This window comes from Psychrobacter sp. UBA6739 (genome assembly GCF_002453835.1).
GTDB classification, from domain to species: Bacteria; Pseudomonadota; Gammaproteobacteria; order Pseudomonadales; family Moraxellaceae; genus Psychrobacter; species Psychrobacter immobilis_A.
In genome coordinates this window covers 97,276-123,808 of sequence record NZ_DKHR01000003.1, presented here as the reverse complement: position 1 = coordinate 123,808, position 26,533 = coordinate 97,276, and the positions used below count along the sequence as shown (strand labels likewise).

Sequence of the window (26,533 nt, the reverse complement as noted above, 5' to 3'; positions counted from 1 at the left end):
GATAGTACATCTTAGACCAAATATCAAAGCCTGCTTTTTAGCAGGTTTTTTTGTGTCTGTATTTTGTCGGAAAACAAACACTCACTTCAAAACTAATTCAGATCTCCTTCGCTTTTCTTTAATACCAGATTAGTATTTTGGAATAAAAACCCACACCCATCTAATAATTACAATAAAACAATATTTATAATTAATTAGTAATACTAACGACTAATTGTTTACATTAGTTAACTTTTTGTTTACATTACCCTTGACAGGCTTAGGTATGAGATATTCTATAAACATCATACTTAAATAAAAGAGTTAAGTTTATTGATAGTCCAAAAGGAAAGATAATGAAAACTATAGTTGCCTTGTTGGCTGCCCTATCATTGGTTGGTTGTGTTTCAGCATCTGAGCATGCTGCCCAAGTCCAAAACAATGGAAACATCTCTGTAGGGGTTGTTCAAAAACAGATTAAAGTTGGAATGAGTGGCGCAGATGTGTTGCAGGCGCTTGGCTCACCAAATATGGTTTCTACTGACGACAAAAGAAGAGAAGTTTGGGTTTACGATAAGGTAGCAACAGATACCGTGCAGTCATCAAGTACAGGCTGGGTATTTGCTGTTTTAGCTGGTGGCCAGACTAGCTCAGGAGCATCGTCTAGATCACAAAGAACGCTGACTATCATAATAAAATTTGATGAGCAAAACTTGGTAAGAGACTTTGCATACCATTCCTCAAAATTCTAAAGGCCAGCTAAATGAAAAAACTGAAATATATATTTGTTGCTTGTGCCTTAGGAATAACAGGCTGTGCAACCACTCCACCAGAAAACTTATTTCAAGTAGCAGAGACCTCATTACAAGATCGACAAATGCAATCGAGATTTTTTGAAACAAGCAACGAGGTAGAGCTTCTTTCGGCTGGGGTAGCTGTGTTACAAGACATGGGATATTCAATAGATGAAACAGAGACAAAATCAGGTGTTGTGACCGCATCTAAAACTGTAGATGCTACTAACAATGCGCAGATAGCGGGTGCTGTATTACTAGCGGTACTTGGTGGCGGAAACATGTCGATTGATAGCCAGCAACAGATAAAAGTTAGTTTCGTAACATTACCGTCTAAAAACAATAAAAATGGTTATTTAGCTAGAGCTACTTTTCAACGCATTGTGACGAATACACAAGGACAGGTAACCAAAGCCGAAACAATGAAAACAGAAGAGCTATATGCTGAATTCTTTAACAAACTATCTAAATCAGTATTCTTAGAGGCTCAAAAAATATGAATACATTAAAAATAGCTTTATTCGCAGCTTGTCTAACTTTGATTACTGGTTGCGCTACAACTCATGATGCCAGAATTTTAGGCGCTGACAATCAAGTAGAATTACGTAGTATGCAAACTAGATCTTTTGATACTAGTGATAAAACTGTAGTTGTTAGAAATGTCATATCAACGTTACAGGATTTGAGCTTTGTAATTGATAAGGCTGATACCGACCTTGGTACTGTTTCAGCGACGAGATTGTATAATGGCAACAAGGTTAGAATGACTGTAACCGCGAGACCGTCTTCTTCTAGCAAGTCTGTAATCGTTAGAGCTAACGCTCAGTACAACCTAAAGCCAATTGAGAATCCTAAAATATATCAAGATTTCTTCTCATCTTTATCGAAGTCGCTTTTCTTATCAGATAATGCTGTAGAGTAAAACATAATATCCTAACCATTAAAAATAAAAAAAACTCACTAAATAGTGGGTTTTTTATTTAACTCCTTCCACATAAAACTGTACTCTTAGTAAATTCGTAATTGCTCTAAACTCTTCAACACCTCTTCCATACTCTGATACCTTCTCTCCACCCGCTTTGCCAATGCTTTATTAATGATACCTTGATAGTGACTATATTCTAACGGTAAGGTTGGAATAGGCTGTTGGCAATGCTGAATCGCCCATGCTTTTAATTTGTCATTACTGTTAGCACATATCTGAAACGGTCGCTTGCCTGTTAGTATTTCAACCATCATAATACCAAACGCATAGATATCACTTTGCACTGTCGCACTCTGACTCTTACTTTGCCAGCGTTCAGGGGCAAGATACGCTGGTGTACCAGCAAGACTAGTCTCTATTGATTTACTAATTGGCTTAGCTAAGGCAAAATCGTTTAACAATAAATCAGCCTTGATACAGCTATCATCCGCATGATTTGGCAAAAAATCATCTAGCAAAATATTACTGGGCTTAATATCATTATGTAGCCAACCAGCGCTATGTAGAGTAGCGATAAGGTGCGCAGATTGCACCATAAAATGATGCTTTCGTTGAGAATTTAATAACGAATGATTTCGAATATTAAGCTGAGTTGCTAAGCTACCACTGAGATAATATGGCATGGTAAGTATCGTCAGCTGCGAAAACGGATCTAATACCTGTACCCTTAAAGTTTCATAAGCGAGCATTGGCGGAGCAATAGCAAAAAGACTGTCTTGAAATCTCTTTTGATTGGCTGATAAATTATTGATAGATTTTAGAATACCGATTTCATGGGTTAAGCCCGCCAAATTTTGATTGCTAGCAGCCGTTAACTGCCATTTAATCATCACTCGACCAAACTGTAGATGCTGGGCACGCGTCAAGCCTTGGTAGTCATTCTCGTTATTATTGTTACTTTGCTGGCTGAGTCGTTGATGCGAAATATCGTTATAATTCAGGCTTGAGAATAACGCAGTCAATGTTGGCAACATTTGCTGTGCTTGCATTTGTAATGCTTGTTTTGCACACGCTTTTGCATTAGAGGAATTACTGGCATTATGTTTCATGGTAAAGTGAAGCCTTTATACGTCTAGTATGCCACACGTTATTTTAATTTTTATGAGCGACTGAGTATTATGCCCCAATCCACTAAGCCTGTTAAGAATTACGCCCTACCCGACCATTTATTGGATTTACTTGGACAGTATTTACAAGAGCAAGTCACGCCCACTATCGAGATTGATCCTGCACAGCTCGCCTATCGCTGGGTCGGTGGTCATAATGGACATTTGGAGCCATTGGCAGTGAACTTATTTTTAAGTTTAGATGATTTGCATGGTATCGATACGCAAAAGGCAAAACTGGTACAAAACACACGACAATTTCTAAAGGGCTATCCTGCCAATCATGTCTTGATGACAGGGACACGTGGTGCTGGCAAATCATCGCTGATTCGGGCATTGCTACAAGCCTATCATAGTGAAGGATTACGCATTATTGAAATTGCCCGTGATGACCTGCGAGTGCTTGATAAGATACGCGCCGTCATTAATGCACTGCCGACCGAGTGTGGTTGTCACTATGTGGTGTACTGTGATGACTTGGCGTTTAACGGTCAAGACGAGAGTTATCGGACGTTAAAAAGCGTATTGGACGGCTCGCTAGACTCAGAGCAAGACAAGTTGTTGGTTTATGCGACCAGTAATCGCCGTCATCTATTGCCTCAGCTAATGAAAGACAATGTCAATATTTATAATGGTCAAACCGATGAGGTCAATCCTTATGAAACCATTGATGAGACGGTATCGCTGTCTGATCGCTTTGGGCTTTGGTTGTCCTTTCATCCAATGGATCAAAACACCTATTTGCACATCGTGCGCCATTATTTATCACTTTCGCCAAACCGCCATCTAGATAATGCGAATGACGTTAAAGAAAGTAATAGTGAAGAAAAAAATAAGACGCTACCTGATAACATCAGAGCAGCAGCGTTGCGCTGGGCATCAGAGCGCGGTGGACGTTCAGGACGAGTGGCGTATCAGTTTAGCCGCTACTGGATAGGACAGACACGATTAGCAGCTGAAGACAGTCCATTGTAAAGCTTCATTAAAAGTTATTTTTATGATGACGCTCAGTGCTTAACGACCGCGTGCAGAACCCAGATATTGTACGCGGTTATTTTCATTAATATCTGCCAAATCAACGGCACCATCGACCATATATTGGTCAAAATCTGCGGCTAGCCATAGATTACCTTTGTAAACGCTCTCAGCATCTAAACGAATGTATGCCATATTTGGCGTCTTGCTATTAGGATTATCAAAACCCTGATAACGCGCGCTAAAGTGAGTCAAAATTAAATTATTTACACCACTTTTTTCCACAAAATCAGCCACCAATTGTGCACTACTATGCATTGGATCAAACTCTGGATTTTTGCCTTGAATCTTAGTCAACACCTCATGCGTATACGTCGCTTCATGCACCAATAAATCCGTATCAACCAACGCCGCAGTGAGACACGCTGGCGTATCGTTATCACCAGCCACCACTACTCGCGTTCGTGATAAATCATCATTGACATAATCGGCTGTATATAACTGCTGACCCTCTTCAGTGATAACGTCATGACCTTGCTGCAATTTACCCCATAGTGCGCTTGCAGGAATACCTTGCGCCAGCAGTTTATCCGTATCAAGCGTGCGATGATGGATAGTCTGCGTGATACCAAATGCATGAGAAGCAACCCGATGTGCTAGCGGCGTAATATCGATATCAAGCTGATGTTGGTCGCTTAAGCGAATATTTATCTTGCTTGTATCACTTTGCTCAGATAGCACCTCTTCAATCGCTATAAAATTGAGAGCAAAAGGTAAATACAATTCCGTGGTTAAGGTAATGGCTTCGAGCAATGTCTTGATTGCTTTTGGGGCAATGAGGGTCAGCGGCTCACGGCGTCCTGACATGGCGGCACTCGCCAACAGTCCTGGCAGACCATAACAATGATCGCCATGCACATGGGTGATACAGATAGCAGCTAGTTGATTCAAAGAGAGCTTTGTATGTAACAGTTGCTGCTGTGTGCCTTCACCGCAATCAATCAATAGCCATGGGCGCGACTTTTTATTTTGATTGGCATTCTGTGGTTGATTGCCTTGCTGTGCGCTAGATAAATAAGGATTAAGACATTCAATCGCCAGTGCTGTCACATTGCGCTGTTTGGTTGGCACACCAGCAGAGGTACCCAAAAAAGTCAGCTTCAACATAGATTGCCCCTCTTACACATGATACTTATCTGCTATGACAATTGGCACATCATGGTTTTTTGCGCTGCAACCATCTGCCCACCATTGGCCGTACATTCACTGACCATATTGGACTCATAAGATTTCCAGCCGCCATAAAAGCTGGCAATACATAGTATAACCACGAGCAATTTTTGTGACCATGCTTTAATGGATACCTGCTGATGGTTCACATTGTCAGCAGTAGTATCAAGCGCGGGCTTAGCAGCAATGTCAGTATCGACATCAGTATGCTTGTTATGCGATTTATTTAAGTCTGTCATTTCTTATCCTAAAAAAGGTTTTGTCTATGAATAAACAAAACCTTTTATTTTAATATCAAATTAGTTATTTATGAACGATTAAATCCGCCGCTTTTAGAACTGCAAACGACCACCCTTTTCTTCTGCACGCTTAAAGGCATCACGCTCCTCACAGCGTTTTAGCCAAATTAAGATATTGGCATATTTACTGCTATCTAATCCTGTACCAGCATTGGCACCCACAACCGCAAGATGCATTTGGATATCAGCGGCACTAAATTCGGCCCCTGCAAACCAATGATTGTCTTGCAAATGCTGCTCCATCATCGCCAATATAGCATCTAGACTTTTGCTTATCATATTTTTTTCGACTTGGTTGCGGATGCTTTTGCTCACAGGCTTGATGAGCATGGGCGACTGCTCAACCACTTTGGTAAATACCAAACGCATGACCAATGGCGGCATCACTGATGCTTCAGCGAAATGTAACCAAAACGTGTAAGCCTCCCACGCCGCTTCATTATCATCGGCAGGCTTGAACTGTTTCTCGCTATCATAATGCTTCAACAAGTATTCGATAATAAAACCTGATTCGATGAGCACACGGTCATTTACTTCTAACATGGGTGCATGACCGAGCGGATGTATTTTTTTTAAACTGTCAGGCGCACGGTATGCTTTATTGCGCTCATAGCAAGTCAATTGATAATCGACGCCAAGCTCTTCTAACAGCCAAATAATACGAAATGATCGCGAATTTGCTAAATGATGAAGGTGTAACATAAACCATCCTAGTTATAATGTGAATAAGTTATCGTGTGAATAAGTCATAATATGTATAGTTGGTGCCACGCATTCCATTAATAAACGTTGTTAAGCGTGGCAGCAATGCTATCGATAATAGCGTAATTAATGCCTCTTTAACACAGAAACTGTGTAGAGTAATGACGAAAAATACTGCCCGCTAAGTCAGGTCTATATCGACTTGCTGGCAGGTGCTACTTTGAATGCAGCTCTTCAATTTTGCGTGTCATCTTATGTATTTTTTGCTGATACTTTCTAATTTTACGGAAACGATGCGCGGTTAATACACCTTTAATACGGCGGTTTTTCAGACGGCGACGTGGTGGGAAGCTACCCACTTGTGGCTCATTATAACCATGCAAACGGTCATCACGCTTACGCGCCAAGTAACCAAGCGCACTATCCACAATCATCATCAACAACGCGACAAAAATCATGCCGTACATAAATAAAGAGCCGCCCTCATCGATACTTTGATGCAAAATCGTGATGGAAAATATAAATAAAAATATCGGCTCAAGGTAGCATAAAGTGCCAAATAATGAGACGGGCAGCTTTTGGCTGGCAACCATGGTCAATGACATCGCAGCCGTACTGATAATGCCTAATAGTGGCAACAGATACCAAAACTTATCGGTAGATATCGCCAGCGCAAACCCGCCATTGAGATATAAAGCAATCAACACCACCGGCGTCAATAAAACAAGGTCAGAGATAAGCCCTGTAATCGGCGGCACTGCCAATTTACGACGCAGTAGATAATAGGGCGGATAACCCAAGCAAACAAATAAAGTCGCCCAAGAAATACTGCCGTACTGAAAGACATCATAGGCAATACCTGCGCCTGCGCAAATGGTGGCAATCCATTGTAACAAGCTCATGTCTTCGTTATAAAAAAACCGACCAACCATAATCATAATCATTGGATATAAAAAGTAACCCAGTGTCACCTCAAGCCCCAAATCATTGACAGGTGCCCACATAAATATCCAGATTTGCGCGCCCAATATTGGTGTGGGTATGATAAATAAAAACCATTCTTTGGGCGACTTTAGGGTTTTGAGATAATCAAAAATATGCTGCCACTGCTTAAGCACACTAATCAGCAGCACCAGACTCAATAGCATCATCAGTACGCGCCAAGAAGCGACTTGCGTCCCTGACAACGGCTGCATCAATAGACCAAATAAGAATAGCAATGAATATAAAAAATTTGCTGCCACTGCAGCGATGGTACCTTGCGACGTTTGATTCGTGGTAAGCATAACGACAACCTTGAAAAATGAGCGCACGTCCTTGGCAATTTTAGAAAAAAACAAAAGCCTCCGACGCGGACGTCGAAGGCTTTTTGATCTATAAACTCTGTTATCTACAACATAATCATATAATATTGAGATAAATACTTGGAATATATCGTGTTTATCTTGTGGTCGGTATTATGTCAAAGTCAGAATAGATAAGCAATACACCTGCTTCACTAAAGCGTTCACCTATCCATTCAGCATCTTACTTTGCACTCAACTGCTCGATTTTTTGCTGTATTCTATCCATCTTTTTTTGATAGCGCCGAATCTTGCGAAAACGATGCGCGGTTAAAACCCCATCAATACGCTGATCTATGAAACGACGACGCGGCGGAAACCCGCCCACTTGTGGCTCTCGATAGCCATGCAAATGATTGTCACGGCGGCGCTTAAGATAACCTTTTATACTATCAGCAATCATCACCAGTAACGCCAAACTTACCATACCATACATAAATAGCGAGCCGCCCTCATCGAGACTTTGACTTAGAACAGTGATGGATAAAACAAACAGCAGCATAGGCTCGACATAGCTTAGCGCCCCAAATAATGACACGGGTAATTTGCTACTGGCAATCATGGTTAAGGACATCGCCAGCGCACTAAAAGCTCCTAGCAGTGGTAATAAATACCAGAACTTGATGTCCTGTGCTGCCGTACTAAAGCCGCCGCTAAAATACAACATAATGAGCACTACTGGCGTTAACAGAGCCAAATCAGACAACAGCCCTGTAATAGGCGGCACAGCCAGTTTACGCCGCAGCAGATAATAAGGTGGATAGCCCAAGCACACAAACAACGTTACCCAAGATACTGAGCCATATTGAAAGATATCATAGCCAATACCTAAGGCTGCACATAGCGCCGCCACCCACTGCAACGCACTCATATGCTCGTGATAAAAGAAACGACCCAGCACTATCATTACCAGCGGTAATAAAAAATAGCCCAAGGTGACATCCAGACCAAAGCCATTGACTGGTGCCCACATAAATAGCCAAATTTGACCACCCAAAATCGGTGTGGGCAAAATAAATATCAGCCACTCTTTCGGAGTTTTTAAGGTTTTCAAATAATCAAAAACGTGTTGCCATTGCTTGGTAAAACTGACCAACAATAGCAAACTTAGCAGCATCATGAGCACGCGCCATGAGGCTACCTGCGTACCTGTCAAAGGCAGCATAAATAGCCCAAACACAAACATCATCGAAAATAAAAAGCTCGATGATATCGAAGCAAGGGTTCCTTGAAAAGTTTGATTGGTCGAGAGCATAACAACAGCCTTAAAAAATAGAACTTTATGGGCATTATTTATAAAAAATTAGAGCAGCGGAAACTTAAAAGCAGACTCTAACAATAGATGACATACAGAAAAAAATAAAAGCCTCCGACGATAACGTCAGAGGCTTTTTATAGAACAATCATATAAGACTAGATCAAAAAGCTAACTACTGAGACATTTATTCGTCGTCTGCGTTTTCACCGTCTGTACTATCAACATCTAATTCATTGTCAGTAGCAATATCCATAACGTCATTCGTTGCTGTGTTGCCAGTCGCCGCATCGATATCTATCTGCTCTTGACCTGCCACATCAAGTGTACCGTCTTCTCTCATGGCGTCAACCAGCTCATCGTCACCTTCTTCATGCTCAACACGCGCCATAGCGACCAGCTTCTCGTCTTTTGATAGACGAATCAGCGTCACACCTTGCGTATTACGACCAGAGCTAGCGACATGCTCAACGGGCGTACGAACCAATGTACCTTTATCAGAGATTAAAATAATATCGTCTGTAGAGTCAACCTTAGTGGCTCTTACTAGCGCACCATTACGCTCACTGGTTTTGATGGCAATTACACCGCCGCCGCCACGATTTTGGGTATTGAACTCATCGATAAAGGTACGTTTACCAAAGCCGTTTTCACAAGCAATAAGAATTTCGCGGACATCATCTTCGATCACAACCAATGATTTTATAGACTCATTAGCCGCCAAACGCATACCACGAACACCTTTAGCCGTACGACCCATCACACGAGCATCATTTTCATCAAAACGAATGGCTTTACCACTGGATGCAAACAACATCACTTCTTGGCTACCATTAGTGATACGAGCACTGACCAGCTTATCGCCCTCTTCTAGTCCAACCGCAATCAAGCCGTTCGAGCGAATATTGGCAAACTGCTTAAGCTCTACCCGCTTCACCGTACCATTAGCCGTTGCAAAGAACACAAAAGGTGGCTCTGCTTGCGTGCTAGCGTCTAATGAATCATCATCCCCATCTATTAGATCATCTGTTAATGCTTCACCTTTTACCGATAGCTCTTCCACTATTTTTGGAATCGGTAGTATCGTAGTAACAGTTTCATCAGGATTTAAGCCAATTAAATTCACTAATGGACGACCGCGAGCACCTCGACTGGCAATCGGCACTTCAAAACCACGTAAGCTAAAGACACGACCGCTATCCGTGAAGCACAATACGGTAGCATGCGTTGAGGTCACAACCAAATGATCAATCACATCATCTTCTTTCATTGCGGTTGCAGACTTACCTTTACCACCACGTTTTTGTGCGACATAATCGTCAATCGGCTGAGTTTTTGCATAACCAGTACGTGAGACCGTCATGACAACCGTCTGTTCAGGAATCAGATCTTCACGGTTAAAATCAGTACGTGAGTCAATAATATCAGTACGGCGCTCATCACCAAAGTTATCACGAATCTCAATCATCTCATTGGAGATAATGGTCATTAGCTTATCAAAATCACCAAGAATAGACTCTAAATGAGCAATTTCACGTAGCAAATCCTGATATTCTTCGGTCAATTTGTCTTGCTCAAGACCCGTTAGACGATGCAACTGCATATCTAAAATCGCGTTGACCTGCTCAAGTGATAAGCGATAACGTTCTTCGCCCTCAATCAAGCCAAATGGTGCTTTAGGATCTTCGCCTTCGATATAGTCAGGACGCACAGATTGGCTACCAGCCGCGGTAAGCATCGCCACCACGCTACCTGAACCCCACGTATTATTTAATAGGCTTTCACGTGCCAAACCGCGGTTAGCAGAGGCTTTGATCGTTGCAATAATCTCGTCGATATTGGCTAACGCAACGGTCAAACCTTCGAGTAAATGACCACGTACGCGCGCTTTGTTTAACTCATAAATCGTACGGCGTGTCACCACTTCTTGGCGATGACGTACAAAGGCGGCAATCAGCTGACGCAAAGTCAGTAATTTCGGCTGACCATTATCGAGCGCAACCATATTGATACTAAAGCTTGATTCGAGCGGCGTTTGCAAGAACAAGTTATTAACGATAACTTCAGCTGTCTCACCACGACGCAAATCAATGGCGATACGCATACCATCTTTGTCAGACTCGTCACGAATCTCGCTAATACCTTCAATCTTTTTATCACGTACCAGCTCTGCGATACGCTCAATCATTTTAGCTTTATTAGATTGATAAGGTACTTCGGTAAAGACAATACGCTCACGATCGCGGTTGACACCCGTATCACTCATGGCTTCAATATGATAGCGACCACGGATGTGCAAACGACCTTTACCCGTGCGATAAGCATCTAAAATACCAGCGCGACCATAAATGATACCGCCTGTAGGAAAATCAGGACCTGAGATGTGTGACATCAACTCTTCAGCTGATACTTGTGGGTTTTCGGCATAAGCCAAACAAGCATTAATCACTTCTGTCAGGTTGTGCGGCGCCATATTAGTCGCCATACCAACAGCAATACCAGTCGCACCATTAATGAGTAAGTTTGGAACACGCGCTGGCATGACGCTAGGCATACGCTCAGAACCATCGTAGTTGTCTTCCCAATCAACTGTGTCTTTGTCCAAATCAGCAAGCATCTGATGCGTCAGCTTGGTCATACGTACTTCGGTATAACGCATGGCAGCCGGAGGATCATCATCGATCGATCCAAAGTTACCTTGACCGTCAACCATCGGATAACGCAAACTAAAATCCTGCGCCATCCGCACAATGGCATCATAGACCGCACTATCGCCATGTGGGTGATATTTACCAATGACATCGCCGACGACACGTGCAGACTTCTTATATGGCTTATTATAGTCGTTAGATAGCACGTGCATGGCGTACATCACACGGCGGTGTACAGGTTTGAACCCATCACGCACATCAGGCAGCGCACGCGAGACAATCACGCTCATCGCATAATCCAGATAGGATTGCTTTAGTTCCTCTACGATGCCAATAGGACTGACCGATTCGCTCATATACACTCCTTCACTCACATTGTTTTTCTAATGTTGACACGTTTGTTCAAGATACTCATGGGTCATACAAAAATATAGCTGCATCAATGCGCAGCTACTATCAGAATAGTGACCCTAAAAAAGCACTGTCAAAGGTGCAAAACAATAGGAAAATAGTGATACGGTTTTTGTTAAAAATAATGTTCAATTAAAGAAGCTATTTTAGCACAAATTTGCTGATTTAGGGGCGTCTGGCTGTTATTAAAATTAAGCAAAACAGCTGATTAGCGGTTTTTTTCACTCTAATAACAAGGGTAAAAACAACTTTAACGACATACTTGTTTTGATTGACTGATTTTGCCGTTTTTGCAAACAAATTTACCATCTTTTGAGCAGTGAGATACGCCGCCCATTTTGCCCGAACAAGGTGTATTCTTAGCCTGTGCTTGACTGATCGGAGCTATGATAAAGACACAGGCAATTAGTGATAATATTATCGATTTCATATTTTTCTCTTATTGAGGATTAAATGATATTCATGAAAAAACTGCATCCAATGGATACAGTTTTTTCGATACTCAGGCTATTTTTTATGGTTAAAATGATCTCTATTAAGCAGGTTTAAATTCCTGATTAAAGAACTCACGTGTGGCTTGCGTACAAGCCGTACTGACTAGACCGCCGTGATAGTTGCCCAATACAGCAACGCTTGCAGGTATGCCTTGCTGTGCTCCTGCATCTACTACGCGTTGAAGATTTTGAACAAAGTTACTTTGAACACTTGTTACCACAGAATTAATATTCCATTGGTTCATGGACGCCTGTCCAATAAGTTGAACATTAGAATTATCAGGACGATCATCAGCTGTCGTCGCATCAACATCTAATACTGTCACGTTAACGGTAAGCGCTGGATTTTGTGCGACACTCCCTTGAATAATAGCAGCCATTGAACTGGTATTTAGGTCATAAAAAACCGTTGGATCTTGATTACCACCACATAGCAGAGTTGGCATTTTTGGTACATATCCACGTAGATCATTGGCTTTTAAGGCTTTTCGTAAGTTGTTTTGTGGATTGGCTGCTAGTGATGCTCCTGTCATCGCGATTAGGCTATCAGGGTTCTGTAATGCATCTGCGACATAAGCGGTACGGAAGTCTGTTTTGATCAGATAATTATCATCCGCGAAGCCAATAGAAGCAAAGGGAACGGTAGGCGCTGGTAGAAGATCAAGCGTGGGATTGTTTTCAGGATCTTTTTCAAACAGCGCATTATCAGGCAGTTTATTAGCAGCGACCAACTCACCAAAGCTCAATAAACTTGGTAATTGTGTGTTTGCATAATTGGCAGTGAATATATCAGCAGTACTATTATAGACATTGCCATACGCATTTTGGAGACCAGATGCCAGTAGCGGTGCAAAACGCGATGCACCGATATTGACGTTACCCGAAAATATTGCATCACCAAACGCTGCCAGTGCATAAGGCCCTGATAAAGGTGCAATGGCAGTGACAGGCTCATCATTTTTCTCGAACATTCTTGCAGTTGCCATCGCCACATGCCCACCCTGAGAGTAACCACTGATGAATAACTTACCAGAGTCATCAAGGTTGGTGTAGTCAGGATCATTAGCGCGTTGTTGTCTTGCAATGATGGTACGGGCACTGTCTAACGCATCAGCCATGTCAGTGGCTTGTTGCTCAGCCACAAGGTATGGATGGTAATCAAGATCAGACTCATCGTAACCAGCATAGTTTGGTGCAACGACGATGTAGCCTTGAGCGGCAAAGTTGGCAGCGATTAATGTCGACTCACCAGCGGCTGGATTTTGAGGATTAGCGACTTGACTAAAATCGTAGCCTTTGTCCGTAGTTGTACCATGGGCATACAGCAAGATAGGTCGATCGCCTTGACAGTCAGCACTGTCGCCACTTGGTAGCATCAAAGCTGCTGTCGCGTTGGTACGCTCACCCGCGGCTCCTACTGTCGGATAGCTGACTTTTTCGATTTTGATATCGCATTTGGCATCAGGGGTTGCCGTACCATCAAGACCAAACTGGGTATTTATTTGCGCGGTGTTAAATGAGCTGATTGATTTAACTGACGTCGCAGAGTCAGAGCCTATGACAGCATCAAAGTCATTGTCATCGCCACAACCGACGAGTAGCAAGCTACTGGCAATAGCGACGGATAATAGGCAGCGCAGCATCACAGGCTTGCTCGTCGTAATGGATACTGATTGATGGGTACTGCTAGATGATTTGTCAGTTATAGCGGTAGTAGATTTAGATACGATCATGGTTGCTGTCCTTAGCGGTGGTAGATCAGACGTTTGCTGAGAGTCCTTGACAATAAAAAATTTCAGTATGGCAGACTCTTTTTATCGATTGGTTTTTATCGAATACAGTGAAGTATCAAATATTTTCAATAAAACTTACTCAATAATTGTTTCTTAAACCTTACTACTTATACCGTAAAATATTGTGAAAAGCTACTGGAAAACAGGTATTTAATGGCATCTTTAATGCTATGGTAAAGCTAGTATTGGCGTCAAACCTAGCTTAGCTTTTGTCTTTGTTGTACGATGTTCCAAAATACCACCCTAATACAGATAGCGCTTTATGCAAACCCATAGTGAAAGTACCAAAGAACATGACAACCAATCGGTTGATCTGACACAAACAATCGACGCATCAGGCGATATACGTGCCGATCGTAGCTTCGATGCGATTGCGGATCATTTTGAAAAAAAGGTCTACGGTGGCTTAAAAGGCGATATTCGATTGGCGGTGCTACGCCGTGATATCTTTGAATATAGCGCGCAAATGAGTGAAAGCCTTGGGCGACCTTTACGTATTTTGGATGTGGGTGCAGGGCTCGCACAGATTGCAATAGAGCTGGCAGCTCAAGGTCATACATTGGTCATCAATGACATCTCAGCCAATATGCTAGAAAAAGCGAAAGCGAGTGCCGCGCAGATAGACGAAAACCTCGATATCACATGGTATGTTTGCCCCTATCAGGAGCTGCCAGAAAAATTAGACAAAGAAAAGCATGAAAAGTTTGATTTAATCATGTGTCATGCGCTGCTTGAATGGTTGGCAGAGCCCGCTGCCGTGATGGACTTTTTTGATCAGCAATTAACGGATAATGGTGCGCTATCTTTATGCTTTTATAACCCAGTAAGCTTTGATTATCGCAACCTGATCATGGGGAATTTTAACTTACTCGATAATACAGAATACAAGGCGGACAACAAAAAAAGCCTCACGCCCAACCATCCTGTCGCCAAAGAAGAAGTTGAATCTTGGTTGACGGCGCATCATTATCAGACCATACGTACCAGTGGTCTGCGCGTATTTCATGATTATGCCCCGCTTAAGCGTGGTGGTCACAATGACCCAGAGGCCGTGATACGCATGGAGCTGCGCTACTCGCAATTAGAGCCGTATAAACGGTTGGGACGTTATTTGCACATATTGGCGACGCGATAAGCGTAAGTGCAAGCACCTGTTTTTTGGAGGGAGTTTTAATCAATATAATCGCAGCAGTGTAAAATAGGTATAAAGTAGATACAAGGCAGCCAAGCGTCAATAGCATACCGTGTGCATGTCGCGAGGTTAATTTCCTAATCCTTTATAAATGCTTTGATTATAACGACTATTCTGTCTCATCAACTCTCTCTGATCTATCATACTCTGACCAAGTCGTCGCATTGATGTCTTTTTCATCAAATACCACGACATGCTCTAGGATAGGTAAGATACCAATCTGCGATCCAATCTCATGATTATGGTGACTGGCGACTAAAGACAGTACCGTTTGCCCGTCGTCAAGTTGCAAGCGATATAAATAGTTGGCACCGCGAAATACGCGTCCAACGACTAAAGCGGTTTGTGTGCTCTCATCGTCATGAATGATATCATCAGGGCGCACCAACACCTTAATCGGTGTGCCGTTAGGATAATCATACTCGCAATACTGTGGGTACCCTGATTCATCATACACTTCCATACGCCGATAGATATCGCCTAATGCCGTCTCAACATGGCCTTCTTTGATGATGCCATCTATCATCGCGCCTTCGCCGACAAACTCGGCGACAAAAGGACTGATTGGCTCATGATATAGCTCGCTTGGGGTTGCCCACTGTACCAGCTTGCCTTTATGCATCACCCCCACTTTATCAGCCAGTGCAAAGGCTTCGTTTTGATCATGAGTGACCAATATTGCCGTGGTATTGGTGCGTTTAAGAATATCACGGACATTCATTGCCAATGATTCACGTAGCACCACATCTAGATTAGAAAACGGCTCATCGAGTAGTAATAGTTTTGGCTTTGGGGCTAATGCACGGGCTAATGCCACCCGCTGCTGTTGGCCACCTGACAGCTCATTTGGACGTTTGTCAGCATGCTCAGACAATTCAACCAGCTCTAGCATCTCAGCGACACGGGCTTTTTTGTCAGCAGCAGACCATTTATTCAGACCAAAAGCGATGTTTTTTGCCACGCTCAAATGCCCAAACAACGCATAGTCCTGAAACACCATACCCATACCGCGTTTGGCGGGTGCGACTGCATACGAGTTGCGGTCAGTTTTATCAGTAAGACATTGATTGTTTAAGAGAACCGTACCATCACGGCTTTGTTCCAGCCCTGCAATCGCTCTTAGTGCCGTGGTCTTGCCGCAGCCGCTATAACCCAAAAAGCAACCAATCTCGCCTTGCTTCAATTCCAATGACAAACCATTGACGATAATCGTATCGTCATAACCGACGATTAAATCTTGCACACTAAAATAAGGACTAGTAGCCGTAGCTGCCTCAGTATTTGTCTCAACATCTTGGCTAAAAGCACTACTTTTTTCTAAAGACTTACTAGGCTGGGCGGGCGACGTCTTAACTTGAGCAACTGGTAATTTTTTTATATGCTCCAGTCTTGCCTTCGCCTTTATTGACTTGGCATTGATTGATTTAGAGTCTGCTGAGCCTTTCATTGAATCAGTGTACATAGACGGTACCAGTTAGCTATTAGTAAATAAAACGCATAGATAAAACAGTGAAAACAATCATAAAATGGAGCGTTATCGGATAATGCAGATTCACTCTAAAAACACCTTAACCTTGCTTATCGCTTTGACGCAATAATATCCAAACAGGCAGCAGCCCAACCAGCACAATCAATAAACTTGGCAACGCAGCTCGTCCCCACATGCCTTCGCTGGTCATCTCAAACACCCGCACCGCCAGCGTATCCCAGCCTTGGCGACGCGTCATTAACGTAATCGGCATCTCTTTCATGACTTCAACAAACCCCATCAATAGTCCTGTCAATATTCCTGGACTAATGACAGGCAACATCACTTGCCGCCAGCGCTGGTAAGGACTGTCACTCAGTAATTTGGCAGCCGCTTCTTGATTGACCGTTAGTCGCTGTAGCTGTCGATCAACTGGCTGAAAACTCACCGTCATAAAACGCGTTGATAATGCCAATAGCATCACTATCACACTGCCTGATAATACTTGCTGCGTGGTAATCCCAAAGGCAATCATTTGGTTGTCTAGCCAAGCAATTGGGATAAAGATGCCCACTGCCAATACTGTACCCGGCACCACATAACCCAAATTTGCCAAAGTAGTCATGAGCTTGGTCAATTTATCAGGATACTGCCGCTTAATCCACGCAATAATAATCGCCAAAAAGGCAATAAAAATCGTGGTCATGCTAGCAATCATGAGGCTGTTGGTCACAAAATCAATATAGCGCGCATCGAAATCTTGGCGAAAATTCAATGCCGTCCAGTAGATAAGCTGCAAAAATGGGATTAAAAAAGCGCCAGCAAACACCAAGGTACACAGCAATGTCATACCCAATTTCGCGGGCGTGCTGGCATCAAAACGCTGACTACTACCTTGAGTCACATTATTGCCGCGCTTGGTTTGCCAATACTGCTCAAACAATACCACAATAAAGATCACACCGATGAGCAAAGCTGCCAATTGTGCCGCAGTGGTCAAACTAAAGAAGCCAAACCATGCTTTGTAAATAGCCGTGGTAAAGGTATCAACATTAAAGACTGACACGGCACCAAAGTCTGCCAAGGTTTCCATACTGGCAAGCAATAGTCCGCCAATAATCCACGGCAAGGCTTGTGGTAATGCCAACCGAAAAAACACGCGGCTACGGCTTAAGCCCAGCATTTGTCCTGCTTCAATCACGCGCCTGCCTTGCGATAAGAACGCTTGACGCGCCAGCAAATAGACGTAGGGATAAAATGCTAGGGACAATACCAAACCTGCTCCCCAGACATTACGGATCGAAGGAATCGCTGTATCAAAGCCTAGGTCGCGCAAACCTGTTTGTAATGGTCCACTAAAATCAACAATACCAATGGTGACAAACGCCAATACATAGGCAGGTATCGCCAGCGGTAACATCAGCGCCCACGAAAAAAACCGCTGTCCAGGGAAGCGGTACATACTGGTTACCCAAGCAAGCGCTGTGCCAATAGTGCCAGACACGACCGTTACCATCAGCAATAAAATCGCGGTATTTTTAAGCACTTGCGGCAGCACATAATCTGCCATGTGCGTCCAGATATCAGCAATTGGCTGCGTCCAAGATAGCAACACAATCAAAATTGGCAAAAGCATAAACGACGAAATCAGTCCTAAGACTGATTTTGAGATAATACGTTTACGGACGGCGTGGTCTTGGCTGACAGTCTGCTTGCCATCAATATTATGATTATCCATATTGTTGGCATTAGCACTATCATTGACTGTATCGTTTTGACGTACAGACGCGTCTGGCGTTTTGATCATATCATTATTACCGTGTCATACGCATAAAGACCTTATAACATTATACCAAACTCAAAAATACGGCTAAAAACACTGTCTGCTTTGAACATAAACACTATCATTTAGCCTATCAAGCTTGATACTCGTGCTTGATAGGCATTGTCATTTTTGAGAAGGGTATGACTGTCAATACCTTATTTATAACCTGCTTTGTCCATCAACTGAATGGCTTGGGTTTGTAGCTCACCAAACTTTTGCACATTGATATCGTCTTTTTTGAATTCACCCCATGATCTGAGCATTTCTGACTCATCAACCCCTACTTTTACTGGGAATTCTTTGTCTGAGCTGGCATAAAGACCTTGCGCCTCATCAGAAGACAACCACTCTATCAGTTTAAGCGTCCCATCTGGATTGTCTGAACCTGCGACCACACCAGCACCTGAAATATTTACGTGTGTACCAGTCGTGCCTTGGTTTGCCCAAAATATTTTCACAGGGAAGTTAGGTTTTTCATCGAGCAGACGACCGTAGTAGTAACTGTTGGCAATGCCCACTTCACACTGACCAGCAGCGATGGCTTCTAGCATACTGGTATCATCACTGAACACGTCAGTAGCTAAGTTAGCGACCCAACCACGGACGATTTCTTCGGTTTTCTCTTCGCCTAAATGCTCCATCATACTGGCCACAAGCGACTGGTTATAGACCTTTTTAGAGGTACGTAGGCATAACTTGCCTTTCCATTTTGGATCGGCTAAATCTGCATAAGTAGACAATTGGTCGGCACTGACTTTACTTGGGTCATAAAAGATCGTACGAGCACGCAATGATAGCCCTGTCCACTGACCTTTTGGATCACGATATTTGGCAGGAACGTTGGTCTCTAACACAGTAGAGGATACTGGTTGTAACAAGCCTTGCTGAGCCGCTTGCCATAAGTTACCCGCATCAACCGTGAGCAGCATATCGGCTGGCGTGTTCTGACCTTCAGCTTGCAAACGCGCCATGAGCGGACCTGTACTATCTGTGACCAGCTCAATCTTCACACCTGTCTGTTCTGTATAACGGTCTAGCAATGGCTTAATCAGCTGCTCATTTCGCGAAGAATAAATAGTAATCGTTTGACCACCTTCACTCGTAGCACCATCATTAGCAGCTGGTTGCTCAGTAGCCGCCGCTGATGTCTCCGCCTCCACGCTCTCTTCTGTTGTAGATGAATTGCTACAACCAGCCAGTCCCAACATCATGCCAAATACGGCAACAGGCAAGATAAGCTTAGTAGAAGTTAGGTTAGCGCTAATGGCATTCAATGACATGGTTTTCCCCATAATGATGCTACGAAAAGGTGAGATAAATAGACGAGATGACAATAAGATAAGACGGCGCTAAAGACCTATAATAATAAGGTTCAATCACGCGATAATCTCTGAAACAACATACTAATAGAAATGATATTAATTATCAATACATTTGTTTAACTCAGAAATACACCGATAATTTGGCTCAATTGTCTCTTTTTAAGGACAAATTTATAGATCTTCATGGAGTAATGTATAGATTTTCTAAGTGATGGCATGTCTTAATTATCTTTCAATGATCTGCTGATTCACGACAGCAACCATTGACCTAAAATCACATTGACGGCGGCTTCTGTACGCAGGATGCGCGAGCCTATAGTCACTGCCGCGCAACATTGAGTGGCGAGCAGTGCTATTTCATAATCAATCCAGCCGCCCTCGCTACCGATACAAACCAGACTTGGCAATCCTAACGATGGCGGCTGTTGTAGATACTGTGTCAAGGATAGCTCACTATACGGGTGCGCCACGATGGCTCGATTGGTTACCAAACCTGCCAGCTCATCTTCCACGAATGGCTTGAAGCGTTTTTGTAAAGTGATACGAGGTGCTATGGTGTCAACCCCTTGTTGCAGCCCTTCTAATACAAACTCATCAAGGCGCTCAAGCATCGGACTTTGCCAATAGCTTTTTTGCGTGCGATAGCTATTGATTAAGATGATATCGCGCACACCAAGCGCGGTCATATCCATGATTAAGCGGCGTAGCACTTTAGGACGCGGTAGTGCCAATACAACGGTCAAATCTAACTTAGGTGGCGGCGAAGTGGTGAGCTGGATATCACGCAACTCAATAGCATCAGAGCGGATGCTCTCAATCACAGCAGTGCCCAAATGACCGCCCATTTGACCGATTTTCAGCGTATCACCAACTTTTGCTGTTAGCACTTTATTGACGTGATTTATTTGTGATAATTCATCAATATATGCCGCATCCGAAGAGAAGTTTTCAATGGGTAATAATAGACAATTCATAGCAGCTCTTGGCTTGGTTGTTGAATAGCATGCTGCTCGACAACCTCTTTAATCATGGTAAATTGGCGGGTCAGTACGGCTTGCTGTTGTCTCGTCATTCGCGCGCCAGCTTGCCCTGCTTGTGCCGCTACCTCAAGATCACTGAGCCAAGACACTAGCTGCTGATAAATGAGCGCTACCTCCTCTTTAGCGGCAGGCTTCTTACGAGAGGATTGTTGATTCGTATCATCATTAGTAGTAGCCGCACTAACAGTAACGGGACGATAGAAAACATTGTTTGGCTGATATAACGCGCCGACCTCCGCCAATTTATCCACCACGCTTTGGCAAGACTGCGTATAGCGTCCCATGAGTACAGGCGTTGCCACACTCGCTGGCTCAACGGGATTATGTCCACCGACATCTACTAACGAGCCGCCGACCAGTGCCACATCTGCCAACTTATACCACGTCATCAGCTCACCCATGCTATCAGCCAGATAGACTTGTGTGTCTACATGAATGCTATCTTCTGCACTACGCCGTGCCATTGTTAATTCGGACGCTTGAATGAGCGCTGCTACTTCATCAAAACGTTCAGGATGTCTAGGTACAATGATAAGCAGCGCATCAGCGAGCGCGGGATGAGACAATAGCTGTTGATGCAATGACAGTGCCGTCTCTTCTTCGCCACTATGGGTACTTGCGGCAACCCAAATCGGTCGACCAGCGATATTCATCTCTTTTGCTAATGTGGACTCTTTGGCCGATTCAGAATATTGGTTTGGTACGCTAGAATTTTCTGTATAGTTGTTTTCTATATCAGCCGCTTTATCTTCAATTTGAGGCGTATTAATCACCCATTTGAGTGAACCTGCGACACGAATTTGCGCGCTATTCGCACCCAATTGTCGAAAGCGTTTCGCTGAGTCGCTGTCTTGGGCGATAATCAAAGTCAGATTTTTCATCATGCTGGCACTGACCGCAGCAATTTTTTGATAACTTTTAAAAGAAGACGCTGACAGCCGACCGTTGACCAAGATACTGGGAATACGGTGTTCGGATAATTTGGTTAGGATATTTGCCCACAGTTCCGTTTCTACAAACAGAGCAGCGATGGGCTTGACATGCGCCAAAAAAGCCTCAATCACAGTTGGGCTGTCGACAGGTACGTAGCTATGGCTCATCCGACCTTGAGCAATATCATCGGCGAAACGGCTAGCACCGCGAGCAAAACCTGTCTGCGTGGTATTGGTTAGCCATATTTGATAGCCATCAGCCAATAATGTATCTAATAATGGCGCGACGGTATTGGTCTCGCCCAATGACACCGCATGACACCAAATAACACCTTTATTGGTTTGCGCATTAGTCACTTTAGCCACTGGTCGCGGCGGATATTGTTTACCAAAACGCTGCGCCACTTCTTGTTGATAGTTGTCGCGGTTGTGTGAGCGTTGCCAAACTTGCAGTCGATATAGCGGCTTAAGTAAGCCAATGGCGCACTGATAATACAAAGGCGCAGTATAAACAGTGCGACTGGGCAACGATACTGGGTCAGTCGCTTCTAAAGCACAATCAGAGGATATAGGAGAAGATGGCATAAAGTTGCCCAGATTAGTAATGGCTTAAATAATATAGTCGATTCACTATAAAATAGTGACGGCATTCACCTCTTTAAATTAAATCGACTATAACAAAGTGACGGTAAAAATTGCGCCAATTCTACCTGAATTTAGCGCTTAACAATATGCTTTACAGCGTGTTGCCATAAAATATTTTAGACAATAATTAGGATCAATATTGCCACTACGAGTATGGCTGCGAATAGCAGCTGATAGCGCTTCATACTATGTTGCTCTTGTTTTTGCGTCGTTATCAACGCTTGCGCTTGTTGCCATTGCCCTACTACGCTCGCCGCTTCCGTGTGTCCATTTTCCGCTGCTTGCTCTAGCCAATATTTGCCAGTGTCTATATCTTGCGCCACGCCGATGCCTTGGTAATACATCTTGCTTAGTAGGCGCTGCGCACGGCTGTCGTTTTTGCTGGCGGCCTGCTTAACCCACTCAGCACCTGACGCTGTAGCAGCACCCTTATCAACCGCTAATCCTTCACCAAGTAACTCATACATTGCCAAATGTAGCATGGCAGCGCTATTACCCGCCTGCGCCGCCTCTTGCAGTGTTAATAGCGCTTGCTTTTTTGTCGCTAAATGACTCTCTGAAAAGCGCATTTGCGTGCGCGGCTGACTTTGCTTGGCAATATGCTGTTCTAACTGCTCCAACACTTTATGGGCTTGCTGATACTCACTATTGCCAGCCGTTTGAACGACTTCTATGTTATCCAGCTCTACGAGCAATTGAGTAAAAATCGCGGGCGTTGGCAATTCTTGAAGAGAAGGCACTAACGATGGTAGTGGCTGCTCCAATACCGTATTTTCTGAGGCCGTATGAGGTCGTACTGTTTCTGTTTTAGACAGCACAGGCTTAGTTTGGCTCTCTTGCTGAGACAGATTCTGAGATTTTGGCACAGCATGTGGCGTATGACTCAACCCTTCTTTTTCTAATGGTTTCTGACTATCAACCGTTTTAATACGCTCTACATGAGCGCTTGTATTTGGTGTGCTGATATTAATGGCTGGTATGATCGAATTAGCAACGTGATTGTCGTGCGCATGTGGCAACCTTGCGCTAACCGCTTGATACAGACCACTCGCCACTTGACCGCCTTGTACGGCTGCAAACGGCCGATCAATATGACCAAATAACCGCAATCCTATCGGCTCTAGCGCAAAAAATAATGACGTAACGCTATTAGCATCAGCCGACTGACAATAGACAACCGCCATGTGTTGATAAAAATCATCGGTCGTCAGTGCCAGTTCAGGATAGCGCTTATGTAGCTCAAACTGTCCATACCAATGCGGCGTACTTTGCCATTGCTGTGCCAATACTCGCCCCGCATAAAACGCCAAAAATACCATAAAGTTACGATAGCCTTCATCGAGCAATAATCTCTCTTCATGCCATCTACCAGTTTTAACCATCTCACGGCGTATGTGCGACAGCAGCGTATCGACTCGCTGTAAGCTGGCCAATGACTCATCTAAGATACAATCACGAAGCTCGCTTTCGTAAGCAATGCCACCAGCGATAGGACGATCCGCTAGAAAGTCTTGCCAATAGCCTGCTGCAATATAATCAAAGGGCGTTAGAGGTGATGCAGACGATGCATACATAGACAAGCGCATCCTTTATCGGGATAAATTAATAGTAATAAAAATAAGGTCATCATGGGACTAAACTGATATCAGTCGTTTACCTTACCCTAAAATTGAAAATGCTACAATAAAGGACTAAATAAGCGTACCACATTATCAAATAAACGCTCTGCACCATGGCGCTGTTGCCACTGCTCTAAACTCAGCAAACGGCAACTTTGTAAGTATACTTCTTGACAATCAGCCACTTGAGCGACCATCTCTGGCGTATAAATAGCCAAACTCACTTCCATATTTAGATAAAAACTGCGCATATCGATGTTTACAGTGCCAAATAAACAATAATCATCATCGATAACCACTGTTTTGGTATGCAACAGACCACCCTTGAACAAGGCAATCGTCACGCCTGCCTCGAGCAGCTCTTGATAATAGGCTTGTGATGCATGCTGTACAAGAAACGAATCCACCTTTTCAGGGACAATCAGCGTCACCTCAACCCCGCGTTTGGCAGCGATCGTTAATGCTCCCGAGAGCGCCTCGTCAGGTACAAAATACGGTGTGGTAATGCGAATGCGTTTATTGGCGCGATGAATAACGGTCACCAATGTATTGTAAATAACATGGGCTGTCACTTGCGGTGCGGAGGGTATCAGCTGCGCCAGCACTCCTTCTACCATCGGCATCTTCGGTATCACAATCGATGTTGAGCCAATATTTGGTTGCTTATAATAGTCGATCTCACCAGCCAATACCTTTACCCGACTGTTTAAATCATTAATGGTTGGGTTCATCACATATAGTTTACGAGTATAGCCATTGACGCGCTGATTGAGCGCGTCTAAATTGTCGTTATTTTCCGCACCAATATCCGTGGCCACCACGATCGCCATGGCTGTCGTAATACTAATAGAGTGTTGACTGGTCGTGCGTATCGCCACATCGATCCACTGTCCAACGTTTTTATTTTGTTTAAAAAATCTTGGATCGACCAAGTTAAAGCTACCGATATAGCCAATGTGCTCATCAATCACGATAATCTTACGATGGTTACGCAAGTCAGAGCGCTTAAATAGCGTTTTAAACAAACCCACTGGTAGTGACTGATGGACAAAGACACCTGCTTTTTCTAATGTACGATGCGCGCTACTATTAAAGAAACTAAAGCTGCCCACGCTATCGGCCAAGATATGACACTCAATACCACGCTGCGCTGCCGCTGACAGCGCCTCTATCAGCTCTAGCACTTGTCCTTTAGGATAAACAATATAAAACTCCATCAGGATAATACTCTGAGCGGCATTGATATCTTCGATTAATCTCTGAAAAATAGTATGAGGATCTGTCAATAGCTGCATATTGTGATTAGGAAACACGCCCAGCCCCGTCCAGCGCGTGCCTATTTGACTGACACCGCGGTAGTTGGCTGGCAGCAGCTCTTGTCCCTGATCAAAAACCAAATTCTCACGCCGTGCCATATCATCCATCAATAAGCTTGCTTGGTCTACCCGTTGACGATAGCGCCGCCCTATCATCGGCTCACCCAATAGTATATAAGCGATAAAACCGAAAAGAGGCAAGGTATAGAGCACAGCAATCCAAGCAATAGACACACCGATATTGCGCTGTACCGACACAACACGTAGCGTCATTACTATCATGAGAACAATATGCAATACCAGACCCAAGCCTGCGAAGTCTCCCCAAGACCAGGTCGTAAAAGTTTGTTCAATAGTAGAATTTTCTATGCCCGCCTCCAACAATCAACATAAAATAAAGCATGAGTCGTAAAACACCCTCAATAGTATAGTAGTTTTTGACCATCAAACAATGACTAACCATAATAAGTTTTTAGGCAGCAACCTTAGAAAACACGTGCCTCAGACTACTATTAATAATAGCTGTCAGACAGTATTTTCAATTATTTTTCAAAATAGTTAAAAAACTGTTTGACAGCCATGTGTAAATCTATATAATACACACCCACAGCAGCAGAGCTTAGTGACAAACTTAGAGCTCAGTTGATGTTGAATAAATTGCTTAGCAATTGTTCGAAGGGTGATTAGCTCAGTTGGTAGAGCGTCTGCCTTACACGCAGAATGTCGGCGGTTCGAATCCGTCATCACCCACCACTATTTAGTATAGCGTTACTTTCAAGTAGTAGGCTAAGTGGTTAAATAAACTAAGTACGACCTAAGCAGCGGTAGTTCAGTTGGTTAGAATACCGGCCTGTCACGCCGGGGGTCGCGGGTTCGAGTCCCGTCCGCTGCGCCATATTTAAAACGAATTTAAACTCTCGAGTTTAAGCAAGTTTCGCCTCAAGTATTAGTTTACTTGAGGTTTTTTTGTGTCTATTAATTCTGCCATACCCTTATTAACTTTCCTCTCATATCATTTGTCCTTAACCACCCTACCAGCTCTTTTCACTACTCTGAATCGTAATAATTATTGCTAGTGGTTTAGCCTACCAGCTACTTCAACACATCTCCTTGTTTACAAAAATAATAAAGCTGACCATTTAGTCAGTTAATTTAAT

At 43.5% G+C, this 26,533-nt stretch carries 21 protein-coding genes and 2 tRNA genes; 7 read left to right on the top strand and 16 right to left on the bottom strand.

Translation table 11 applies throughout. The features are described from left to right. Positions 1 to 335 precede the first annotated feature (335 nt). From B2575_RS00880 to B2575_RS00870, 3 genes are read left to right on the top strand one after another with little or no spacing between them, the layout of a single operon-like run. The gene (locus B2575_RS00880) at positions 336 to 731 is read left to right on the top strand and encodes an outer membrane protein assembly factor BamE (protein WP_201539591.1); all 396 of its coding nucleotides are present in this window, start codon (positions 336 to 338) and stop codon (positions 729 to 731) included. An 11-nt stretch (positions 732 to 742) separates the two neighbouring features. Further along, positions 743 to 1,273, top strand: a complete 531-nt coding sequence (locus tag B2575_RS00875) for a hypothetical protein (protein ID WP_060490679.1) — start codon at positions 743 to 745, stop codon at positions 1,271 to 1,273. Continuing rightward, positions 1,270 to 1,695, top strand: a complete 426-nt coding sequence (locus B2575_RS00870; protein ID WP_060490678.1) for a hypothetical protein — start codon at positions 1,270 to 1,272, stop codon at positions 1,693 to 1,695. The genes B2575_RS00875 and B2575_RS00870 overlap by 4 nt, the downstream gene beginning before the upstream one ends. A gap of 86 nt (positions 1,696 to 1,781) precedes the next feature. Here the strand turns inward: B2575_RS00870 and B2575_RS00865 are convergent, their stop codons facing one another. Beyond that, the gene (locus B2575_RS00865) at positions 1,782 to 2,807 is read right to left on the bottom strand and encodes a protein kinase domain-containing protein (RefSeq protein WP_201539590.1); all 1,026 of its coding nucleotides are present in this window, start codon (positions 2,805 to 2,807) and stop codon (positions 1,782 to 1,784) included. Between the two features lie 69 nt (positions 2,808 to 2,876). Here B2575_RS00865 and B2575_RS00860 point away from each other — a divergent pair, with 69 nt between their 5' ends. Then, a complete protein-coding gene (locus B2575_RS00860) occupies positions 2,877 to 3,839 on the top strand; it encodes an ATP-binding protein (RefSeq protein WP_201559881.1) in 963 nt (320 codons plus the stop codon). A 39-nt stretch (positions 3,840 to 3,878) separates the two neighbouring features. Here B2575_RS00860 and B2575_RS00855 read toward each other — a convergent pair whose 3' ends face one another. The 8 genes from B2575_RS00855 to B2575_RS00820 all read right to left on the bottom strand — a co-directional run bounded on the left by B2575_RS00855 (position 3,879) and on the right by B2575_RS00820 (position 13,957). Beyond that, complete coding sequence (locus B2575_RS00855) at positions 3,879 to 5,006, bottom strand: ribonuclease Z (RefSeq protein ID WP_201559882.1); 1,128 nt, start codon at positions 5,004 to 5,006, stop codon at positions 3,879 to 3,881. Between the two features lie 32 nt (positions 5,007 to 5,038). Further along, entirely contained in the window at positions 5,039 to 5,308 is a 270-nt protein-coding gene (locus tag B2575_RS00850) for a hypothetical protein (RefSeq protein ID WP_201559883.1), read from the bottom strand. A gap of 93 nt (positions 5,309 to 5,401) precedes the next feature. Beyond that, a complete protein-coding gene (locus B2575_RS00845) occupies positions 5,402 to 6,070 on the bottom strand; it encodes a glutathione S-transferase (RefSeq protein WP_045444962.1) in 669 nt (222 codons plus the stop codon). A gap of 215 nt (positions 6,071 to 6,285) precedes the next feature. Continuing rightward, complete coding sequence (gene rarD, locus B2575_RS00840) at positions 6,286 to 7,356, bottom strand: EamA family transporter RarD (protein WP_201553568.1); 1,071 nt, start codon at positions 7,354 to 7,356, stop codon at positions 6,286 to 6,288. A 241-nt stretch (positions 7,357 to 7,597) separates the two neighbouring features. Next, a complete protein-coding gene (gene rarD, locus B2575_RS00835; protein ID WP_060490672.1) occupies positions 7,598 to 8,668 on the bottom strand; it encodes an EamA family transporter RarD in 1,071 nt (356 codons plus the stop codon). Between the two features lie 187 nt (positions 8,669 to 8,855). Continuing rightward, positions 8,856 to 11,675: a DNA gyrase subunit A gene (gene gyrA / locus B2575_RS00830; protein ID WP_296239779.1), complete on the bottom strand. Its 2,820-nt coding sequence runs from the start codon at positions 11,673 to 11,675 to the stop codon at positions 8,856 to 8,858. 305 nt (positions 11,676 to 11,980) lie between these two features. Next, a complete protein-coding gene (locus tag B2575_RS00825; RefSeq protein ID WP_087814632.1) occupies positions 11,981 to 12,160 on the bottom strand; it encodes a hypothetical protein in 180 nt (59 codons plus the stop codon). A 105-nt stretch (positions 12,161 to 12,265) separates the two neighbouring features. Continuing rightward, positions 12,266 to 13,957 (bottom strand): alpha/beta hydrolase family protein, encoded by a 1,692-nt coding sequence (locus B2575_RS00820; protein ID WP_201559886.1) that lies wholly within the window; start codon positions 13,955 to 13,957, stop codon positions 12,266 to 12,268. A gap of 322 nt (positions 13,958 to 14,279) precedes the next feature. On the opposite strand from B2575_RS00820, the gene B2575_RS00815 reads away from it, so the two are divergent. Next, complete coding sequence (locus B2575_RS00815; protein WP_201559887.1) at positions 14,280 to 15,152, top strand: methyltransferase domain-containing protein; 873 nt, start codon at positions 14,280 to 14,282, stop codon at positions 15,150 to 15,152. 166 nt (positions 15,153 to 15,318) lie between these two features. Here B2575_RS00815 and B2575_RS00810 read toward each other — a convergent pair whose 3' ends face one another. The 7 genes from B2575_RS00810 to B2575_RS00780 all read right to left on the bottom strand — a co-directional run bounded on the left by B2575_RS00810 (position 15,319) and on the right by B2575_RS00780 (position 25,757). Then, on the bottom strand, positions 15,319 to 16,671 hold the full coding sequence (locus B2575_RS00810; protein ID WP_201559888.1) for an ABC transporter ATP-binding protein: 1,353 nt from the start codon (positions 16,669 to 16,671) through the stop codon (positions 15,319 to 15,321). Between the two features lie 106 nt (positions 16,672 to 16,777). Continuing rightward, on the bottom strand, positions 16,778 to 18,484 hold the full coding sequence (locus B2575_RS00805; protein ID WP_296239775.1) for an ABC transporter permease: 1,707 nt from the start codon (positions 18,482 to 18,484) through the stop codon (positions 16,778 to 16,780). A 173-nt stretch (positions 18,485 to 18,657) separates the two neighbouring features. Further along, positions 18,658 to 19,782: an extracellular solute-binding protein gene (locus B2575_RS00800; RefSeq protein WP_201559890.1), complete on the bottom strand. Its 1,125-nt coding sequence runs from the start codon at positions 19,780 to 19,782 to the stop codon at positions 18,658 to 18,660. Between the two features lie 290 nt (positions 19,783 to 20,072). Then, complete coding sequence (locus B2575_RS00795) at positions 20,073 to 20,798, bottom strand: 16S rRNA (uracil(1498)-N(3))-methyltransferase (RefSeq protein WP_201559891.1); 726 nt, start codon at positions 20,796 to 20,798, stop codon at positions 20,073 to 20,075. Further along, positions 20,795 to 22,381 (bottom strand): 3-deoxy-D-manno-octulosonic acid transferase, encoded by a 1,587-nt coding sequence (locus B2575_RS00790; protein ID WP_296239773.1) that lies wholly within the window; start codon positions 22,379 to 22,381, stop codon positions 20,795 to 20,797. The genes B2575_RS00795 and B2575_RS00790 overlap by 4 nt, the downstream gene beginning before the upstream one ends. A gap of 176 nt (positions 22,382 to 22,557) precedes the next feature. Further along, positions 22,558 to 24,015, bottom strand: coding sequence for a tetratricopeptide repeat protein (locus B2575_RS00785; RefSeq protein ID WP_296239770.1), 1,458 nt, complete (start codon positions 24,013 to 24,015; stop codon positions 22,558 to 22,560). A gap of 104 nt (positions 24,016 to 24,119) precedes the next feature. Further along, positions 24,120 to 25,757: a cardiolipin synthase gene (locus B2575_RS00780; protein WP_296239768.1), complete on the bottom strand. Its 1,638-nt coding sequence runs from the start codon at positions 25,755 to 25,757 to the stop codon at positions 24,120 to 24,122. 296 nt (positions 25,758 to 26,053) lie between these two features. Here B2575_RS00780 and B2575_RS00775 point away from each other — a divergent pair. Together B2575_RS00775 and B2575_RS00770 are read left to right on the top strand one after the other, a co-directional pair. After that, positions 26,054 to 26,129, top strand: a tRNA-Val gene (locus B2575_RS00775). A 65-nt stretch (positions 26,130 to 26,194) separates the two neighbouring features. After that, a tRNA-Asp gene (locus B2575_RS00770) sits at positions 26,195 to 26,271 on the top strand. The last annotated feature ends 262 nt before the right edge of the window (positions 26,272 to 26,533 follow it).

Excerpts from the sequence above, each read along its gene's own strand:
- B2575_RS00860 (WP_201559881.1), top strand. The coding sequence starts at position 2,877 with ATGCCCCAATCCACTAAGCCTGTTAAGAATTACGCCCTACCCGACCAT.
- B2575_RS00800 (WP_201559890.1), bottom strand. The coding sequence starts at position 19,782 with ATGTCATTGAATGCCATTAGCGCTAACCTAACTTCTACTAAGCTTATC.
- B2575_RS00845 (WP_045444962.1), bottom strand. The coding sequence starts at position 6,070 with ATGTTACACCTTCATCATTTAGCAAATTCGCGATCATTTCGTATTATT.
- B2575_RS00805 (WP_296239775.1), bottom strand. The coding sequence starts at position 18,484 with ATGATCAAAACGCCAGACGCGTCTGTACGTCAAAACGATACAGTCAAT.
- B2575_RS00785 (WP_296239770.1), bottom strand. The coding sequence starts at position 24,015 with ATGTATGCATCGTCTGCATCACCTCTAACGCCCTTTGATTATATTGCA.
- B2575_RS00810 (WP_201559888.1), bottom strand. The coding sequence starts at position 16,671 with ATGTACACTGATTCAATGAAAGGCTCAGCAGACTCTAAATCAATCAAT.
- B2575_RS00875 (WP_060490679.1), top strand. The coding sequence starts at position 743 with ATGAAAAAACTGAAATATATATTTGTTGCTTGTGCCTTAGGAATAACA.
- B2575_RS00855 (WP_201559882.1), bottom strand. The coding sequence starts at position 5,006 with ATGTTGAAGCTGACTTTTTTGGGTACCTCTGCTGGTGTGCCAACCAAA.
- B2575_RS00790 (WP_296239773.1), bottom strand. The coding sequence starts at position 22,381 with ATGCCATCTTCTCCTATATCCTCTGATTGTGCTTTAGAAGCGACTGAC.
- gyrA (WP_296239779.1), bottom strand. The coding sequence starts at position 11,675 with ATGAGCGAATCGGTCAGTCCTATTGGCATCGTAGAGGAACTAAAGCAA.
- B2575_RS00870 (WP_060490678.1), top strand. The coding sequence starts at position 1,270 with ATGAATACATTAAAAATAGCTTTATTCGCAGCTTGTCTAACTTTGATT.
- B2575_RS00815 (WP_201559887.1), top strand. The coding sequence starts at position 14,280 with ATGCAAACCCATAGTGAAAGTACCAAAGAACATGACAACCAATCGGTT.
- B2575_RS00820 (WP_201559886.1), bottom strand. The coding sequence starts at position 13,957 with ATGATCGTATCTAAATCTACTACCGCTATAACTGACAAATCATCTAGC.
- B2575_RS00880 (WP_201539591.1), top strand. The coding sequence starts at position 336 with ATGAAAACTATAGTTGCCTTGTTGGCTGCCCTATCATTGGTTGGTTGT.
- B2575_RS00865 (WP_201539590.1), bottom strand. The coding sequence starts at position 2,807 with ATGAAACATAATGCCAGTAATTCCTCTAATGCAAAAGCGTGTGCAAAA.
- rarD (WP_201553568.1), bottom strand. The coding sequence starts at position 7,356 with ATGCTTACCACGAATCAAACGTCGCAAGGTACCATCGCTGCAGTGGCA.
- B2575_RS00850 (WP_201559883.1), bottom strand. The coding sequence starts at position 5,308 with ATGACAGACTTAAATAAATCGCATAACAAGCATACTGATGTCGATACT.
- rarD (WP_060490672.1), bottom strand. The coding sequence starts at position 8,668 with ATGCTCTCGACCAATCAAACTTTTCAAGGAACCCTTGCTTCGATATCA.
- B2575_RS00795 (WP_201559891.1), bottom strand. The coding sequence starts at position 20,798 with ATGAATTGTCTATTATTACCCATTGAAAACTTCTCTTCGGATGCGGCA.
- B2575_RS00825 (WP_087814632.1), bottom strand. The coding sequence starts at position 12,160 with ATGAAATCGATAATATTATCACTAATTGCCTGTGTCTTTATCATAGCT.